The organism is Mycolicibacterium tusciae (genome assembly GCF_002086795.1).
Taxonomy (GTDB): domain Bacteria; phylum Actinomycetota; class Actinomycetes; order Mycobacteriales; family Mycobacteriaceae; genus Mycobacterium; species Mycobacterium tusciae.
Genome location: NZ_MVIM01000011.1, coordinates 104,635 through 122,032, shown reverse-complemented (window position 1 = coordinate 122,032; position 17,398 = coordinate 104,635). Strand labels below are relative to the sequence as shown.

Annotated in this window: 17 protein-coding genes; 11 read left to right on the top strand and 6 right to left on the bottom strand. The window is 65.6% G+C overall.

Translation table 11 applies throughout. The features are described 5' to 3' along the window. Positions 1-31 precede the first annotated feature (31 nt). Complete coding sequence (locus BST47_RS20070; RefSeq protein ID WP_083127397.1) at positions 32-739, top strand: cutinase family protein; 708 nt, start codon at positions 32-34, stop codon at positions 737-739. Here the strand turns inward: BST47_RS20070 and BST47_RS20065 are convergent. Then, positions 736-1,365 (bottom strand): TetR/AcrR family transcriptional regulator, encoded by a 630-nt coding sequence (locus BST47_RS20065; RefSeq protein WP_083127456.1) that lies wholly within the window; start codon positions 1,363-1,365, stop codon positions 736-738. The two genes, BST47_RS20070 and BST47_RS20065, sit on opposite strands and share 4 nt — an antisense overlap. 94 nt (positions 1,366-1,459) lie before the next feature. On the opposite strand from BST47_RS20065, the gene BST47_RS20060 reads away from it, so the two are divergent. Both BST47_RS20060 and BST47_RS31220 read left to right on the top strand, forming a co-directional pair. Further along, entirely contained in the window at positions 1,460-2,674 is a 1,215-nt protein-coding gene (locus BST47_RS20060) for a cytochrome P450 (RefSeq protein WP_083127396.1), read from the top strand. A 196-nt stretch (positions 2,675-2,870) separates the two neighbouring features. Beyond that, the gene (locus tag BST47_RS31220; protein ID WP_234809787.1) at positions 2,871-3,041 is read left to right on the top strand and encodes a hypothetical protein; all 171 of its coding nucleotides are present in this window, start codon (positions 2,871-2,873) and stop codon (positions 3,039-3,041) included. Here BST47_RS31220 and BST47_RS20050 read toward each other — a convergent pair. Further along, positions 3,025-3,807: a cutinase family protein gene (locus BST47_RS20050; protein ID WP_083127395.1), complete on the bottom strand. Its 783-nt coding sequence runs from the start codon at positions 3,805-3,807 to the stop codon at positions 3,025-3,027. The two genes, BST47_RS31220 and BST47_RS20050, sit on opposite strands and share 17 nt — an antisense overlap. Before the next feature lie 32 nt (positions 3,808-3,839). Continuing rightward, positions 3,840-4,868, bottom strand: coding sequence for an NADP-dependent oxidoreductase (locus BST47_RS20045; RefSeq protein ID WP_083127455.1), 1,029 nt, complete (start codon positions 4,866-4,868; stop codon positions 3,840-3,842). Between the two features lie 41 nt (positions 4,869-4,909). Between BST47_RS20045 and BST47_RS20040 the strand changes: the two genes are divergently transcribed. Then, positions 4,910-5,893, top strand: a complete 984-nt coding sequence (locus tag BST47_RS20040) for a TIGR03885 family FMN-dependent LLM class oxidoreductase (RefSeq protein WP_083127394.1) — start codon at positions 4,910-4,912, stop codon at positions 5,891-5,893. Next, positions 5,890-7,569 (top strand): alpha-amylase family protein, encoded by a 1,680-nt coding sequence (locus BST47_RS20035; RefSeq protein ID WP_083127393.1) that lies wholly within the window; start codon positions 5,890-5,892, stop codon positions 7,567-7,569. Before BST47_RS20040 ends, BST47_RS20035 begins: the two co-directional genes overlap by 4 nt. On the opposite strand, the gene BST47_RS20030 is transcribed toward BST47_RS20035, so the two are convergent. Then, entirely contained in the window at positions 7,531-8,835 is a 1,305-nt protein-coding gene (locus BST47_RS20030; RefSeq protein ID WP_083127392.1) for a spinster family MFS transporter, read from the bottom strand. The two genes, BST47_RS20035 and BST47_RS20030, sit on opposite strands and share 39 nt — an antisense overlap. A gap of 73 nt (positions 8,836-8,908) precedes the next feature. Here BST47_RS20030 and BST47_RS20025 point away from each other — a divergent pair, with 73 nt between their 5' ends. The 3 genes from BST47_RS20025 to BST47_RS20015 all read left to right on the top strand — a co-directional run bounded on the left by BST47_RS20025 (position 8,909) and on the right by BST47_RS20015 (position 12,131). Beyond that, on the top strand, positions 8,909-9,277 hold the full coding sequence (locus tag BST47_RS20025; protein WP_083127391.1) for a hypothetical protein: 369 nt from the start codon (positions 8,909-8,911) through the stop codon (positions 9,275-9,277). A 167-nt stretch (positions 9,278-9,444) separates the two neighbouring features. Beyond that, positions 9,445-11,655 carry a glycoside hydrolase family 183 protein gene (locus BST47_RS20020; protein ID WP_083127390.1) on the top strand — a complete coding sequence of 737 codons (2,211 nt, stop codon included), beginning with the start codon at positions 9,445-9,447 and terminating at the stop codon, positions 11,653-11,655. A gap of 2 nt (positions 11,656-11,657) precedes the next feature. Continuing rightward, the gene (locus BST47_RS20015) at positions 11,658-12,131 is read left to right on the top strand and encodes a hypothetical protein (RefSeq protein WP_083127389.1); all 474 of its coding nucleotides are present in this window, start codon (positions 11,658-11,660) and stop codon (positions 12,129-12,131) included. A 282-nt stretch (positions 12,132-12,413) separates the two neighbouring features. Here the strand turns inward: BST47_RS20015 and BST47_RS20010 are convergent, their stop codons facing one another. Then, positions 12,414-13,034, bottom strand: a complete 621-nt coding sequence (locus tag BST47_RS20010) for a M15 family metallopeptidase (RefSeq protein ID WP_083127454.1) — start codon at positions 13,032-13,034, stop codon at positions 12,414-12,416. A 149-nt stretch (positions 13,035-13,183) separates the two neighbouring features. On the opposite strand from BST47_RS20010, the gene BST47_RS20005 reads away from it, so the two are divergent. From BST47_RS20005 to BST47_RS19995, 3 genes are read left to right on the top strand one after another with little or no spacing between them, the layout of a single operon-like run. Further along, a complete protein-coding gene (locus BST47_RS20005) occupies positions 13,184-14,410 on the top strand; it encodes a cytochrome P450 (RefSeq protein WP_083127388.1) in 1,227 nt (408 codons plus the stop codon). Between the two features lie 20 nt (positions 14,411-14,430). Then, positions 14,431-15,552, top strand: a complete 1,122-nt coding sequence (locus BST47_RS20000; protein WP_083127387.1) for an XdhC family protein — start codon at positions 14,431-14,433, stop codon at positions 15,550-15,552. Between the two features lie 47 nt (positions 15,553-15,599). Further along, positions 15,600-16,484: an NAD(P)-dependent oxidoreductase gene (locus BST47_RS19995; protein ID WP_083127453.1), complete on the top strand. Its 885-nt coding sequence runs from the start codon at positions 15,600-15,602 to the stop codon at positions 16,482-16,484. A 68-nt stretch (positions 16,485-16,552) separates the two neighbouring features. Here the strand turns inward: BST47_RS19995 and BST47_RS19990 are convergent, their stop codons facing one another. Then, positions 16,553-17,389: an SDR family oxidoreductase gene (locus tag BST47_RS19990; RefSeq protein ID WP_083127386.1), complete on the bottom strand. Its 837-nt coding sequence runs from the start codon at positions 17,387-17,389 to the stop codon at positions 16,553-16,555. Positions 17,390-17,398 lie beyond the last annotated feature (9 nt).

Genomic DNA, 17,398 nt, shown 5'->3' with positions numbered 1-17,398 from the left:
TTCCAGAACTATCCACAGGCGGTGCGTCGGTATGCGGGTCATCAATCAGTTGGTCGTCGCTTCGGGGGTGACGGCGGCGACGTTGCTCAGTCCCTCCATCGCTGCCCCTTCGGCATCGGCCGCACAGTGTGCGGATGTGCAGGTTGTGTTCGCGCGCGGCACATTCGAGGCACCGGGGGTCGGTGGCGTCGGCCAGGCGTTCGTCGATTCGCTGAAATCGAAGATCGGCGACCAGTCCATGGACGTCTACCCCGTGAACTACCCCGCGTCACTGGATTTCGCGACCGCAGCCGACGGCGTCATCGACGCGAGAAACAAGGTTCAGGACGTCGCCAACACCTGCCCCGAGACCGATATCGTACTCGGAGGTTTTTCACAGGGTGCCGCTGTCGCCGGGTACATCACGGCCGACGGCGTCCCGCCCGGATTCACACTGCCGCAGGGGATCACCGGTCCGATGCCCTCCGACGTCGCCGACCATGTCGCCGCGGTGGCGCTGTTCGGGAAGCCGTCGAACGGCTTTCTGCAGACCATCAACAACGCCGCGCCGCCGATCACCGTCGGCAGTCTGTATTCGGGCAAAACCCTTGACCTGTGCGCCCCCGCGGACCCGATCTGCTCAGCCGGCGGCGGGGACGGTGCCGCCCACAACAGCTATCCGGTCAACGGGATGATCGACCAGGCCGCAACCTACGCGGCCGACCACATCGCGTCCGGCCGCGGCACCAGCGCGCACTAGGGCCAGCTGTTCGGCGAGGGCTCGAAGCGCAGCGGCACGGCGCGCGGGAGGGTGCGCTGCCGCGCACCCGTCGATATCGAGTCGATGAGCAGAGCGACGTAACGCCGCCAACCGTCGCTGTCGGAATCCATCGTCGACAGCACGCCGTAGAGCATCGCGATGAAGCGCGGCAGGTCGTCGGCAACCACGTCGGCCCGGATCACTCCCGCTTTCCGGCCGCGCGTGATGAGCCTGGCTAGGGCGTCGTTCAGCTCGGCCGAGACGTCGGACCGCAGCGCGCCCGCACGACGCGCCGCGGTCAGCATGTGGTGCTCGCGGGCCCCCAGGGAGATCGCCGCCTCGATCAACGCGACGAGTCCGCGCATGGGGTCCTTGTCGCCAAGTGATTTCTCGATCACCGGCGTCAGGTTCTCGGCGATGCTCTGGTCCAGTGCGGCGTTGATCAAGTCGCCCTTGGTGGGAAATCGCCGATACAGCGTGCGCTCGCCGACGCCCGCGCGGCGGGCGATGGCCTCCATCGGCGCCTCGGCCCCCAGTTCGCCGTAGACATCGCGCGCTGCGCGAAGAATGCGCTCCGCGTTGCGCGCCGCGTCGGCGCGCAACGGCCGATCGGCGATGTCGGTCATCATCCCAGTCTAACTGACAGTTGACTGCCACTCCGGTGGGTCCTACGCTCGGGACTAATTGTCAGGGCACTGACACTTGACGGAAACGCCGGTGATGACAAGCACTTCCACAGCCACAGAGTCCGACCTTCCCGCGATCCCCGCTGCGCGCTCGGCGACCTGCCCGTTGCGCCCACCCGCAGAATTCACGCAATGGCGCGACGAGCCCGGCCTGCGACGGGCGATCTACCAGGGCAGGCCGACATGGGTAGTCAGCCGGTACGAAGACATTCGGGCCGCGCTCGTCGATCCCCGGCTGTCCGCCGAAACCATTCCATCCGAAATGATGCCGAAGGACAGCGAGAACAAGACGCCGATCATGTTCGCGCGCGTCGACGATCCCGAACACCATCGCATCCGGCGAATGCTGACCAGAGACTTCACCTTCCGGCGCGTCGACGGTATGCGGCAGCAGATCCAGGAGATCGTCGATCACTATCTCGACGCGATGCTGGCGGCCGGCCCGCCGGCCGATCTCGTGCGCGCCTACGCGTTGCCGGTGCCCTCGCTCGTCATCGCACACCTGCTCGGCGTACCCGGCGATGACCTCGAACTGTTCCACCATCACACGACGGTCGGACTGGACGTGCACACCTCCGACGAAGAGAAGGCGAAGGCCTTCGGGGAAATGTTCGCCTACATCGCCGAGCTGGTCGAGCGCAAGAAGCGCGAGCCCGGCGACGATCTGCTCAGCCGACTCGTCACCGATCATGTGGTGACCGGCGATATCAGTCCAGAAACCGCCACCGTCACCGGCGCGATCATGATGCAGGCCGGTCACGAGACGACGGCGAACATGATTGCCCTGGGAACCGTTGCGCTGATCGAACATCGGGAGATGTTCGAGCTGCTCGGGCATACCGACGACCAGTCGGTGATCGCCAAGATCGTCGAGGAATTGTTGCGCTACCTTGCCATCGTGCACAGCCAGGTCGACCGGATCGCGACCGAAGATCTCATCCTCGGCGGACAACAGATCCACGCCGGTGACTGGCTGGTGATGAACTTGCCCGCCGGAAACTGGGATCCCGACTTCGTCGACAACCCAGATGTACTCGATGGCGACCGAAATGTGCGTGGGCACCTGGGTTTCGGTTACGGCGTGCATAGTTGCATCGGTGCGAACCTCGCCCGGGTCGAGATGCAGATCGCGTTCGCGACACTGGCGCGACGAGTGCCGGGACTGCGATTGGCCGTCGATGTGGAAGAGCTGAGATTCAAGGGCGAATCCGGCATCTACGGCATGAAGGAGCTTCCGGTCACGTGGTGACACCGACGCTGCGAGGAGTACGCACTGCTGCTCGCGTCGCGCGGCGCGCACGTCGTCGTCAATGACATCGGCGGTTCCGTCACCGGTGACGGCTCGGAGAGGCTCGACCCCGCACTTGTCGCACCGGTGGCCGCGTTCCTGACGCACCGGCAGTGTCCGGTGTCGGGACGAGATCTACACCGTCGGCGCGGGCCACGTGGCGCGCTTCTTCATCGGCAGGACGAAGGGCTTCTACCGCCGGCAGCTGTTCGTAGAGGACGTGCACGACCACCTCGACGAGATTCGGGATGAAACCGGCTACACCGTGCCCGGCGGCCCGGCTGACGAGATGGCCGAACTATTCGCGGCGATTACTGCACCGGCATAGCCCACGGGGCCGGAGGCGCCGGGATCATCGACGCGGCGGCTGGGGGTGGCGGGGTCGGGCCAAGTCTGGCGGCCACGTAAGCGGCCGCGTCATTCGTGCTTCCGTTCACCCCGTACGTCGCGTGGGCGAAGCTGGGCGGACCAGCCGGCGCACCGTTGCAGATGTTGTCGTCAGGCGCGCAGACCTTGAGGGTCTTGTCGACGTACGACGGACCGATCGCGATGGGCGGGGCACCTCCGCTGCTCAGGAACTCCGGCGAGGGTAGTCCGATCAGGACCACGGCTGCGACATGGTCTGCTACCTCCGTGGGCATCGGATTCGGAATGAACTCGCGGTACTCGGCGGGCACTTCCTCCGGGATCTCGGCCGAGGTCACGTAACCGGCGAGGGCTGCGCCCTGGGAGAAGCCGCCGAGGACGATCTTGGTGTCCGGGCAGTTCGCCGCGGTGGCCTCGATGTGCGTACCGGCGTCGCGGATGCCATCCACGACGGTCCTGGCGAAGGCGATTCGATCTCCCATGAAGTCGCTGCTGGCCGCGTAGTTGACCGGATAGACGTTCATGGACCGGGGCCCGGCTTGCGCGCGCAGGGCGTCGACGAAGGCCTGGCCGACGCCGCCGACGCCCGGCGGTTCACCGGTGCCACGTGCAAAAACCACCTCGACATCGGGGCATCCCTGGGCGGTGGCGGACGGGACAGGGGAGAGCACGAGAGCCGCGACGGCGGTGACCGCGACGCCGAGCAAACGGAGGACGTTGGAAACCATGCCCCCTTGTACCCCCTTTCTTCTGGAGGTATTCAGCCGTTTTTTGGTTCGCTGATCTTCACCAACATCTTGCCGATGTTAGCCCCGGTGAACAACCCGTTCATGGCGTCAACGCACGATTCGATGCCCTCGTAAACGGTCTCGCGATGGACGAGCTTGCCTTCATCCGACCACCGACGCAGGGGGCCGAACGCTTCATCGAATCGACTCCACTCATCGAGCGCGTTGAAGCCCTGCATCGTCGCGGTTTTCGCGAGCAAGTTCACGTAGTTGGCAGGTCCGGGATGCTCACCGGTGAGGTAGCTGGAGATGACACCGCACAGCACCACACGCGCCTTCGGTGCGAGACGGCCGAGCACTGCATCCAGAATCGGACCGCCGACGTTGTCGAAGTAAACGTCGACCCCGCGCGGGCAGTGCTCCTTGAGCGCGGCCTTCAAGTTGTCCTCCCGGTAGTCGATGCACGCATCGAATCCGAAGTCCCCGACGACCGCCTTGCACTTGTCGGGCCCACCGGCGATGCCCACGACGCGGGCGCCCGCGATCTTGGCGATCTGTCCGGCCACCGATCCGGTGGCTCCCGCCGCGGCGGAGACGACCACCGTCTCTCCCTCCTTGGGCTTACCGATGCCGACCATGCCGAAGTAGGCGGTGGCACCCGTCGGCCCGTACACGGACATCACCGCGAGTTGGTCGACCTTGTCCTGCGGCCCGGGCACCGGGGTGGTGAAGATGTCGTCGCGGCAGATCACGTACTCCTGGAAATTGGTGAGCGTCGTGACGACGTCGCCGACGGCGTAGGCGTCACAGCGCGACGCGACCACCTCGCCGATGCCTGCCGCGCGGATGACCTCACCGATCTGCACGGGCGGGAGATAGCCGGGTTGATCGTTGAGCCAGGTGCGCGCGGCGGCGTCGATACCGACATACGTCGTGCGGATCAGTGCCTCACCTTCGGCGGGCTCGGGCGCCGGTGTGGTCACCAACTCGGTGTCATCGGGCGCAACCAATCCGGTCGGACGACGACGCAAGACGATCTGCCGGTTCATCAGGTCAGCCACGATCGTGAAACTACTCGTCCATATCGGGTATCCGCTCACCCATGACGGTCATTGGTTTTCACTGCTCTCACGAGCAGATCGCACCGCGCCAACTACTGCGGGACGTCCAGCACGCTGAACAAGCCGGATTCACTGCCGCCATGTCCTCGGACCACTTCAGTCCCTGGAGTGCGCGCCAAGGCGAGTCGGGCTTCGCATGGTCGTTTCTCGGAGCCGCCCTCGCTACCACGCAACTACCGTTCGGCGTCGTGAACGCGCCGGGTCAGCGCTACCACCCAGCCATAGTCGCGCAGGGGATAGCGACCCTCGCGCAGATGTTTCCTGGGCGATTCTGGGCGGCGCTCGGATCGGGCGAGGCGTCGAACGAACGGATCACCGGCGACGAGTGGCCGCGCAAGGACGTGCGCGACGAACGCCTCGTCGAATGCGTTGACGTCATCCGTCGTCTCCTCAACGGCGAGGAGGTCAGCCACAACGGCCTCGTGAAGGTCAATCGGGCGCGGCTGTGGACGCTGCCCGACGTCGTCCCGGACCTCGTTGGACCGGCCGTCACGCCAAAAACCGCCGCTCGTCATGCCGCGTGGGCCGACGGCCTGGTCACCGTCAATCAGTCGCGGGAGACGCTGGGCAAGGTGATGGAGTCCTATCGCGACGCCGGCGGCAGAGGGCCTGCTCGCCTCCAGATCCATCTCAGCTGGGCGCCCGACGAGGACGAGGCACTCGCCATCGCCCATCACCAATGGCGCAGCAACGTGTTCGAACCTCCGGTCTGCTGGGACACCGAGTCGGTCGAGGCGTTCGACGTGATCGCCGAGAAAGTGTCCCCCGAAGACGTCCGCCAATCCGTTCGGGTCTCAGACGATCTGGGTCAGCACACCGAATGGCTGCAACAGGACATCGAGCAGGGATGGGACGAGCTTTATCTGCATTTCGTCGGGCAGCATCAGAGCGCCTTCATCGAGGCATTCGGTGCACATGTGCTCCCGTCGCTGTCTCCGACTGCGCCACAGGCGGCACGGGCATGAGGCGCTGCGAGACCGCCGACCTGTGGTGGAAGAACGCCGTCTTCTATTGCGCGGACATCGAGACCTTCTACGACTACAACGGCGACGGATACGGCGATATCCGCGGCATGACAGAACGGATCGAGTATCTCTCCGACCTCGGCGTGACCTGTCTATGGCTCATGCCGTTCTATCCGACCGGCCGGGTCGACGACGGCTACGACATCACCGACTTCTTCGGCGTCGACCCACGACTGGGAACTCACGGCGACTTCGTCGAACTGGTGCGCACGGCCAAATCGACAGGTATCCGAGTCATCATCGACTTCGTCATGAACCACACCTCCGACGCCCACCCGTGGTTCAAGTCGGCCCGCCGAAGCACCGACGACTCGTACCGCGACTACTACGTATGGAGTAAGACCAAACCGAAGTCGAGCCGCAAAGACGTGGTCTTCCCCGATCAGGAGGACAGTCTGTGGGAGCTCGACCCGAAGACCGACGAGTGGTATCTGCACCACTTCCTGAAACATCAACCTGACCTGAATATCGCCAATCCGGCTGTGCAGGAAGAGATTTCACGCACGCTCGGGTTCTGGCTCGAGCTGGGCGTTTCGGGCTTCCGGGTGGACGCCGTGCCGTTCCTCTTCGCCAAGGACGGCGCACCTGGAGATCCCGGCGTGTTCGACCCCAACGAGTACCTCGGCGACATCCGCAATTTCGTCACCCGCCGCCTGGGCGACGCGGTCCTGCTCGGCGAGGTGAACCTTCCTTACGAGGATCAGCTGGCATTCTTCGGCGGTCCCGACGGCGATGGTCTCAACATGCAGTTCGACTTCATCGCGATGCAGAACATGTACCTCTCGCTGGCCCGTGGCGACGCCGGTCCGATAGCGGACGCGCTGCGCGAGCGGCCTGCTCTCGACGTGACCAGCCAATGGGCCAATTTCGTACGGAATCACGACGAGCTGACGCTCGACAAGTTGGGCGACGACGAGCGACAGGAGATCTTCGACGCGTTCGGTCCGGACCCGGACATGCAGCTCTACGGCCGCGGACTGCGCCGGCGGCTTCCGTCCATGCTCGGTGGTGACGAGCGACGGATGCGCATGGCCTATTCGTTGGCGTTCTCGCTGCCCGGCACTCCCGTCCTCTTCTATGGTGAAGAGATCGGGATGTCCGAAAACCTGGACATTGCGGGACGATTCGCGGTCCGTACGCCGATGCAGTGGACCAACGGGGTAAACGGGGGCTTTTCCGGAGCGGCAAAGCGTCGACTGACGCGGCCGCTTCCCGACGGTCTGTATGGTCCCGACCGGATCAACGCGGCCGACCAGCGCCACAACCACGATTCGTTCTGGTGGTTCATGCGCAACCTCATCTACACCTACCGCCAGCAGCCGGAGATCGGTTGGTCGACAGCCGAAATCCTGGAGCAACCCAACCCGGCCGTCCTGGCACACGTGTGCCGCGAGAAGTCGGGCTGGGCGATGGTCGCGTTGCACAATTTCGGTGCGGACAGCTGCATCGTGCCGATCCAGGTTGACAGCACGCCGTCGGGTTCCGTGCTCGTTGACCTGCTCGACGATCTCACCGAGCATGCGCTCGATGCCAAGGGCCGTATCGAGGTCGGCCTCGAACCCTATGGCTATCGCTGGTTACGGGTACGCCGTCCGGACGACCAGCCCATCATCTGATTCCACGATCTCGCGCATGAAGCTCCTGCTCGCGACGAGATAACAGATGATCGCGATCACCTGTGCCGCAGGCACGATGAGCAATGCCCGGCCCAGCGACATGGTGCCGAGGTCGGCCTTGAGTGCATCGCTGATGACGCCGGTCAGGAACGGTCCCGCCGAGCCGACCATGGCGCCGAAGAACAGGAAGATCGCTGATGCAGTCGCGCGCTGTTGGGCTGTTGCCAGCCGTTGAATCGCGGCGATCGACGGCGCCATGTAGGCCGTGCCCACGACATAACTCAGTGCGATGAACCAGATACACAGCGTCCGGCTCTCGACCACGAACGCCAGGGCCGAGAACGGAAGCATGACAGCGGTCATCGCAGCCACCAGCCACAGCGACCACCGAGGATCCTTGGCGGACAGACGATCCGCGACACGTCCGACGAGCAGCAGGCTCAAGATCCCGGTCAATCCGCTGGCGAGACCGTATTGCACACCGACCTCGCCGAGCGACATCTCGCGTGTCCGGATGAGGTAGGCCGGCGCGAAGGTGGTCAGCGAGTATCCCGCGAACGAGATGAACGCGGCGCCGATGACGACGGCCAGAAAGCTCGGTTTTTTAAGCAGGTCCAGCACTTTCGCCGCCTGCATGTCGCCGCCCGTGGGTGCGGTTGCAACGGGCATCGGCTGGCGACGTCCGAGTACGAGGAGCACCAGCGGAGCGACCAACACGCTGATCGCGCCCATCACCACGAACGCGGTCCGCCAACCCAGCGACTGTGCGAGCAGACCGCCGCCGAGCAGGCTCGCGGCGCTGGCCAGCGGGATCGACATGGTGATGACGGCCAGCGGGGCGGCGCGGCGTTCGGGCGGAAAGTTCCGTGCCACATAGGCATGCGCGGCCGGCGTGCTGCCCGCCTCCCCCACCGCGACTCCTACGCGGGTGAGGGCGAGCTGGAATGCCGACTGGACAGCGCCGCCGAGCATCGTCATAGCGCCCCACAGGGTCAGGCATGTCGAGATCACCAGACCGAAGGCGCCACGGTCGGCGATCCTGGCGATCACGAGGCCCAGCACCGCATAGACGGCCAGGAACCAGAAGCCGTTGATGACGCCGATTGCGGTGTCGGACAACGCAAGGTCGTTCTTGATCGGCTCGGCCAGGACGGCGGGCAGAAACCGGTCTGCGTAGTTGAGCGTGCCGACCACCGCAAGCAGCGTGACGGCGACCCAAGCCCGTCTCGGGCTATGGGTTGCGACCGGCTCATCGACAAGAGTCATCCGCCGAAGCTTCACAGATCGCGTTCTGCATGTCACGCGATAAGAGCGAGACATCTGGTGTAAAAGGAAAGCCATGGCAGAAGCGGGCGTCTGGGTGGTGTGGGGGATTCCCACGCGGGGACGCGAGACGCAGGCTCTCGCCTTCCTGAAGGACAAGCTGACGGGCTACCTCGAGGAACTGAAGCGCGACGGGCGCATCGAGCGGTTCGACGCCGCGATCCTCAAACCGCAGAGCAATGAACTAGGTGGGTTCGTCCTCATCCAGGGAACCCGACAGCAAATCGACGCCCTGCATCTCGACAAACAATTCGAGACGTATGCCTATGAGGTGCAGGCCATCGCCGATCACGTCAACATCATCGAGGCATGGGTCGGAGACGGTCTGTCCTACGCGTTCGGCCTCTATGAGGACGCGCTGCGGGACGCCGGCCTGATGTCTTAGCCAACAGACTGCGCGCCGCCGGAGCTTTCAGTAAAACACCACCAAGATCGGCGCCACAGCGACCGCTGTGAATTATGGGACCTTTGCCTCTTTTTGCTGTGCCGGACGACGTTGTGTTATCTAATTGACGTTGGTGACGGGTCGGGGGGCCATTTGGAGGGATTGGCATGGGACCTGCCAGCTATATCGGCCGTGTCGGATGGCTAGCCGTCGCGTTGGGCGTCGGAACCGCGATCGCGATGGGCCACGGGGTGGCCGCAGCGCAAACAGGTTCATCCACCTCGACCGACTCGCCGAACACAGACACGTCAAACACAGACACGTCGAACATCGAGGCCTCGAATACCGGCGCGACCACCGGCACCACAACGACCGGTACCACAACGACCGGTACCACAACGACTGGCACGACCACCGGCACATCGCCGGTCGGCTCCTCGACGACGACCCAGACGGACGGGTCACCGACGGACGGTTCGGACACCACAGGAACGACCCAGGACGTGCCACGCGGCGCGGTGGAACCCGGCCAGGTGACTGCTCAGACCAACACCGGGACCCTCGATAGGTCCGGATCGGCTCCAGCCGACGAACCCACCGAAGAGCCCAAACCCACCGAAGAGCCCAAGCCCACCGAGGAGCCCAAGCCCACCGAGACGCAGGAACCGCAGCCACCCAAGATCGACGAGGCCGACAAGGACTCGAACAACGATCCCGCTGCGTCGCAGCCGGACACCGCCACGACGACAACGCTCACAGACCAAAAGGTGACGGATCCCGGCTCGATCGACTCGAACACTCAGGAGGTCGAGAAGGTTGTCACATTCGCCGATGCGCGCGATCTCGCCGCGTCGGGACCGTTGATCATCTCTCCGCTGACGGCCGCGCAGTCGATCGAAGACGCCCCCGTCATCGCTCCTGAGGATCCAAACCTGCTGACCGCGGCGGTGGAAATCCTGACGAACATGGTCGACTCGTTGCTCGACCCGCTCGCGGGTAACGCGCCGCTGGATCCCGCGGCCCCGCTGGCGTGGAGCCTGCTGGCCTTCGCCCGTCGCGAGGTTGACGAATTCATAGACGCGCTCGCCGGTGGCACGGAGGAGGACATGACCCTCGCCGGTGCGCAGACCATGAGCCTCACCCTTGCGGAACTTACACCTCCGCCGACGACGCGGCCAGGATTCCCGGCGCCCGGCCAATATCTCAGCGTCTCAACTCAATTCGTCGACTGGATCACCGGGAACAATCCAGCGAACAACACGCAGTACTACTACGGCGTCACCGGCACCGACCTCGGCATCATGTGGGACAACGGCATGGTCGACGACCCGAACACTCCCGACGTGAACGAACACCAGGTTCTGATCGCGTTCGGCGACACCTTCGGTGTCGGCGGCATGGCGACAGGCACCCATTGGCGACCGAACGTCCTGTTCCGCAGCGTCGACGCCGATCTGTTCGACGGCCTCGACTTCACAGATCCGGAATGGTTCACCGGCAGTGACTTCGGCGGATCGCCGTTGACCTATGTTCCCTCCGGTGCGCCGTACCAGTACATGGCACGGCAGATCATCTTCCCCGAGGGACTGCCCGCCGGGATCACGCTGATTCCGACCGCGGGCATCTCGGTGCCGACGCCGGGAACCGAATACAACGTCACGCAGTACATCAGCTTCATGTCGGTGACTCAGTGGGGTGCTCCGGGGGTGTGGACCACGAACTACTCGGCGATCGCCTACTCCGAAGACAACGGCGAGACATGGAAGGTCGCCCCTCAGACCGTCCGCTACAACAACGCGGCGACCGGTAACCAGAATTTCCAGCAGATGGCATTCGTCCGGCCGGGCGACGGCTACGTCTACGCCTACGGGACACCCAACGGCCGCCAGGGTGCGGCCTATGTCGCCCGCGTCGCGGAACGGGACATCCTCGACCTGAGCAAGTACGAGTACTACACCTCGGGCACTGCCGGCGGGTGGTACGGCGCGGGCGCCACCCCGGCCGGCTGGGTCAAGGGCAATCCGGCGGCCGCGACGCCGATCTTCGGCCAGTCGACGGCCGGAGCCTGCGGCGCAGTCAACCCAGGCAGCGCGGTCAGCGAGATGTCCGTCCAGTACAACCAGCAGCTTAAAAAGTACGTCGCCCTACATGGCGACCGGAACAACAACATCGTCATGCGGACGTCCGACCGCCCGGAGGGCGAATGGTCGGCGGGCAAGGTCTTGATGACACAGCAGAACGGCGGGATTTACGCGCCGATGATGCATCCGTGGTCACCCTCGACGCAGGGCACCGGCTCGGAGTTGTACTGGAACCTGTCGATGTGGTCTGACTACAACGTCATGTTGATGAAGACAGACCTCGACAAGGTGGGCTGACGGTGTACCGCACTGTGGCCGGTATGCTCGTGGCCGTTGTCTTGGTGTTCACATCGGGTGTCGCGGCTGCTGATCCCGTTGTTCCGCAGGCGAATACACCGTGTCCACCGGACGCCGCCGGGGCAGCGACGCGGCCCGCGGACGCGAATATGCCGCTGGTGTGCAGCGATGGCACGTGGCAGGCGGTGACCACGCCGCAGCCTCCGAACGACCGCTGGCTGAGCGTCGGTCCGCCGATCCTGCTGCACGGGAACGGTCGGCAAAACCCGGACGTCCAGTCCGGCGACTGGACTGCCACGCCGCGCAATGCGGATACCCGATGCCGCGCCGAACAAGTCACCGTTCTCGGCCCAGGTGTCCTCTCTGCACCCGAGGTCACCGAGGGCGCTGCTGACCAGCGACTCGAGGTCACATTCGCGCCGAGGTTGTTCAATGTGACGCTGAGCGGTGACTGTCTATGGATTCGAAGCGGTTAAGATCGCATCGAACGGTGAAGTAGCTTCACACGCCGCACATGAACGAATCCGACGCACGGACCAGCACACGCCGCATAGGTCGGTTCACTCCGCGAAGGATATCGAGGTCTCGTCACATCGCGTGACGGCCCAGTTGGCCGGGAATGTCGACGGATTCGCTTCTGCGACAACAGAATTCCGGTAGTACGCGTGCTGCGCGTCGGCCGTGCACTCGAAGTCGGCGTTCACGACGCGACCAGCGACACCGCCGCAATCAACCTGCGCACCGGGGAATCAAATCACCTAATTCACAGGAACATCGAGAATCGGGTGGTTGTTGTAGGCGCCGGGCGCGTCGAAATGCCACCACTCGCCCTTGTAGACGGTGAACCCGCCGGCGGCCATCGCGTCGCGCAACCGGGTCCGATTCGCCTGCGCCGCCGGGCTGACACCGTCGGTGGCGTACGCGTGGGCGCGGGGCGTGAACTCGTCGAAGCCGGTTCCCATGTCCACGAGCGCGCCGTCATGTGCGAGCGTCACGTCGACTGACAGTCCCGCCTCGTGGCTACGGGCATAGGGTCCGGGCTTGCTGACCCAGCCGGGTTCGGATACCACCTCATACATCTGGACCTGTACCGCGTGCGGCCGGTAGCAGTCCCAGAAGACGAGGACGTCGCCGTCGGCCCGCAGGATGCCGGCGGCGGTCTTGAGGCCGTCGGCCATGGACTGAGCGACGAGGCACCGTGCGTCGGCCGGATACATCGCCACCCCGACGAAGTTGTTCGACGTCGCGTAGCGCAGGTCGATGACGGCGTCGGGCACGACGGTCCGGACGTCGACCAGTCCGGCGGCGCGCGCCGCATCCGAAACCGGCGGGATGTCGGGGGCCGCCGACGCGACGCCGGGCACACCCCACGCCACCATGCCCGCGACGAGCAGACCTGCAATGACCTGTCGCACTCGTGACCTCACTCTGCGCTGGGGATCTCTGGCTGGGGTAGTCGTCTACGCTAGTCCGCTTCCCCGCCCCGGATCGACCATCGAGGTGTCCTTCAAACGCCGGGGAGGCCCTCATGACCATCACGCTTGAACCCACCGTCGTCGACCTGCCGACCGTCGACTACGAAACCGCACCCGACCCTGCAGAGGCGCACCGCCGACTGGCCGTCGCTCTGAGCCAGGGGCCGGTCGTGATGGGGGCGCGCGGCCCCGAGATTCTGAGTTACGACCTGGCCCGCACCGCGCTTCGCGATCACCGCATGTGCGTGCCGGAAGGCCTTGGCCTCGAGACGCAGAGCATCACGTCGGGCCCCATCTGGGATCGCGCGGTTTCGACCATCTTGAGCATCAATGGACCCGACCACGATCGGCTGCGCCGTCTGGTGTCCAAAGCCTTCACACCGCGGGCGGTGGGCCGCCTCGACACGGTGATCACCGACATCATCACCCGACTGGTCGAACCGCTGCTGCCCGCGGGCAAGAGCGAGATCGTCGCGGACATCGCCCGCCCCTACCCCGTCCCGGTGATCGCGGAACTGCTCGGCGCGCCGAGCGAGGACTCGAAGCTGTTCTCCGAGTGGGCCGATGATTTCTTCAAACTGTTCACCTGGAACGTGGCCGAGCACGAGCAGGTGATTCTGCAGGCGTGGGCGGAGCTCGACGACTACATCGACGCCATGGTCGCCGAACGCCGCCATTCGCTGACCGACGATCTGATCTCGGATCTGATCCGCGCCGAGGACGACAGTGACCGGCTGACGACACCCGAGCTGCGCATGCTGGCGGCGGGGATCCTGATGGCGGGCACCGACACCACCCGCAATCAGCTCGCGGCAGCGGTGGACACGCTGTGCGATCACCCCGACCAATGGGAGTTGCTCGCCGAGCGGCCGGAGCTGGCGATGAACGCGGTGGAGGAGCTGATGCGCTTCAACCCCGTCGTCTTCGGCGCGATGCGGATGACGATCGAGGACGTCGAGTTCGGCGGCGTGACGATCCCGGCCGGCACATTCGTCATGGTGAACACGGCCGCGGGCAATCGCGACCCCGAGGTGTTCGACGATCCGCATCGCCTCGACATCACGCGTGCAGGTGCAGCGCCCATGCAGACGTTCGGCGCGGGTGCGCACTACTGCCTCGGCGCGAACCTGGCACGACGCGAGCTCGCCGAGGCGCTGGTGGTGATGACCCAGCGGATGACCGACGTGCGGCGAGCGGCGCCCGCGGTGTGGAAGCCCTTGGTGGGCATCACCGGTCCCGCGGTGCTGCCGATCGAGTTCGACGAACGCGGCCGCTGCTGAAGTCGGCTTACACTACGACGGTGCGCGACGTCCTCGACGAGTTGCTATCGGTATGGCGGACCGGTGGCACAGCGGGCGTCGCCACCGTCGTTCATACGATCCAGTCGGCGCCGCGGCAGCCCGGAGCGACCATGATCGTCGCACCCGACGGCACGGTGGCCGGTTCGGTGTCCGGCGGATGCGTCGAGGCGGCTGTCTACGAACTGGCCAACGACGTCGTCGCGTCCGGGCAGGCCCGGTTGCAGCGCTATGACGTGAGCGACGACGACGTGTTCACCGTCGGGCTGACCTGCGGGGGGATCGTCGACATCTTCGCTGAGCCGGTATCGCGCAGCACCTTCCCGCAACTGGAGACGATCGCCGACGACATCGCCGCCCATCGTCCGAGGGCCGTCGCCACGGTCATCGCCCACCCGGACCCACGGCGCGTCGGGCGCAGGATCGTCGTCGGGCAGCACGGGGTCGACGGCTCGCTGGGATCGCATCGCGCCGACGCCGCGATCATCGACGACGCGCGGGGTTTGCTGGCGGCCGGGCGGTCGACAGTGCTGTCCTACGGTGCCGACGGGCAGCGGCAGGAGTCCGGTATGGAGGTGTTCGTCGCCAGCCATGCCCCGCGTCCCCGGATGCTGATATTCGGTGCGACCGACTTCGCGTCGGCACTTGTCACGCAGGGTTCGTTCCTGGGTTATCGGGTGACGGTGTGCGATGCGCGGCCGGTGTTCGCGACACCGGCGCGGTTCCCGGGTGCCGACGAGGTCGTCGTCGACTGGCCGCACCGCTATCTCGCCGGGCAGGCGGCCAAGGACTTGATCGATGACCGCACCGCGATCTGCGTACTCACCCATGACGCCAAGTTCGACGTTCCGGTCCTACATACCGCGCTGCGACTGCCGCAGGTCGGCTATATCGGCGTGATGGGCTCGCGGCGCACCCACGACGATCGGATCGCCCGCCTCCGCGAGGCCGGCGTCTCAGATGTGGAGTTGGGCAAGCTGTCGAGCCCGATCGGCCTCGATCTGGGTGCGCGCACACCGGAGGAGACGGCGGTATCGATCGCCGCGGAGATCATCGCGCGGCGGTGGGGCGGCGGGGGTCTGCCGCTCGCGGATACGGATGGACGAATTCACCACGCCCAGTGAGGTGCGGCCGTAGGCGCCTGCCAGCAAGACCCGGCAATGTGGATGTCATGAAAATCGGGTTCGTAGGACTGGGAAACATGGGCGCGGGCATGGCCGCCAACCTGCTGGCGGCCGGACATGAGGTGACGGCGTACAACCGCTCGCAGGACAAGGTCGCCGCGCTGGTCGAGCAAGGCGCCGTCGCGGCGCGGACCGTGGCCGAGGCGTGCGGGGGCGACGCGGTGATCACGATGCTGGCCAACGACGATGCGGTGGAGACGGTCACGTTCGGCGAGGAAGGCATTCTCGCGTCGCTTTCGGCCGGCGCGACTCATGTCTCGTCGAGCACGATCAGCCTCGCGCTGGCGGAACGGCTGACGGACGCGCATGCCGAGGCGGGCCATCGGTTCGTGGCGGCGCCGGTGTTCGGGCGTCCGGAGGCGGCGGAAGCGGCCAAGCTGTTCGTGGTAGCTGCCGGTGAACCCGCTGCGGTGCAAGCACTTTCGCCGGTATTCGATGCGATCGGTCAGCGGACGTTCGTCGTGGCGGAACAGCCGAAGGCCGCGAACCTCGTCAAGCTGAGCGGGAACTTCCTCATCGCGTCGGTGATCGAGTCGCTCGCCGAGTCGATGGCGCTGGTGGAAAAGGCCGGCGTCGACAAGCAGGACTATCTCGAGGTGCTGACGTCGACGCTCTTCGACGCGCCGGTCTACAAGACGTACGGAGGACTGCTGGCACGCGAGGAGTTCGAACCCGCCGGCTTCGCCGCCGCACTGGGCTTGAAGGATGTCCGGCTTGTGCTCGCCGCGGGCGAGTCATTGGAGGTGCCGCTGCCGGTGGCGAGCCTGATCCGCGACCGCTTCCTCACCCTGCTCGCCAACGGCGGCGCCCACCTCGACTGGTCCGCGCTCGGAAAAGTCGCCTCGTGGGAAGCGGGCGCCCGCCGGTTGTAACCGGATGGCGAACATTCGGCTCGAAACGCGCCGCCAGGTTACAAGCGGCGAGAACGACTCCCCGAAACCTACTGCGAGACGACCCCGCGCAAGCCGTCGGCCCCGAAGAGCGGCTCCAGCATCGCCGAGTAATCGGGCCCACGGCGAACCAGCACCCCTCCGTCGACGTTGATCACCTGGCCGGTGATGTAACTCGCGGCGTCGCTCAGCAGGAACACCGCACAGTTCGCGATGTCCTCGACCTCACCGGGCCGCGGCAGCGGCGTGATGTCCGCGTAGTCGGCGCTCAACTCGGGCGACTCCAGAACCGGCGCGACGAGTTCGGTGCGGATGAGGCCCGGCCGGATGCAGTTCACCCGCACCCAGGACGCACCGAGCTCGTCCGCGGCCAGTTGCATCATGTGGTCGATGCCCGCCTTCGAGACCCCGTAGGCGCCGAACCACCGGTGGGTATTGCTCGCCGCGATCGACGAGATACCGATGAAGGATCCGCCGCCGCCGCGAACCATCTCCCGCGCGGCGTGCTTGAGCACGTACATGGTGCCGTTGATGTTCAGGTCGACGGTGCGGCGCCACGCCCCGGAGTCGATCTGCGTGATCGGCCCGATCGTCTCGCTGCCACCGGCGCAGTGCACGACACCCTGCAACCGGCCGGACCACGCGGTCGTCGCCCCCACGACGCGGGCGACCTCGTCCTCGTTGGTGACGTCGGCGGGCTCGTACAGCACCTCACCGGGTCCGCCCAGGGCCTTGATCTCGTCGGCCGCGGCCGAAAGCCTGTCTGCGTTGCGTCCGACGAGCATCGCATTGCCGCCGGACGCGACCACCGCGGCGGCGCACGCTTTACCTATGCCACTACCACCACCGGTGACCAGAACCGTTTGCCCCGTCAATGACAGTTGCACTGCAGACCC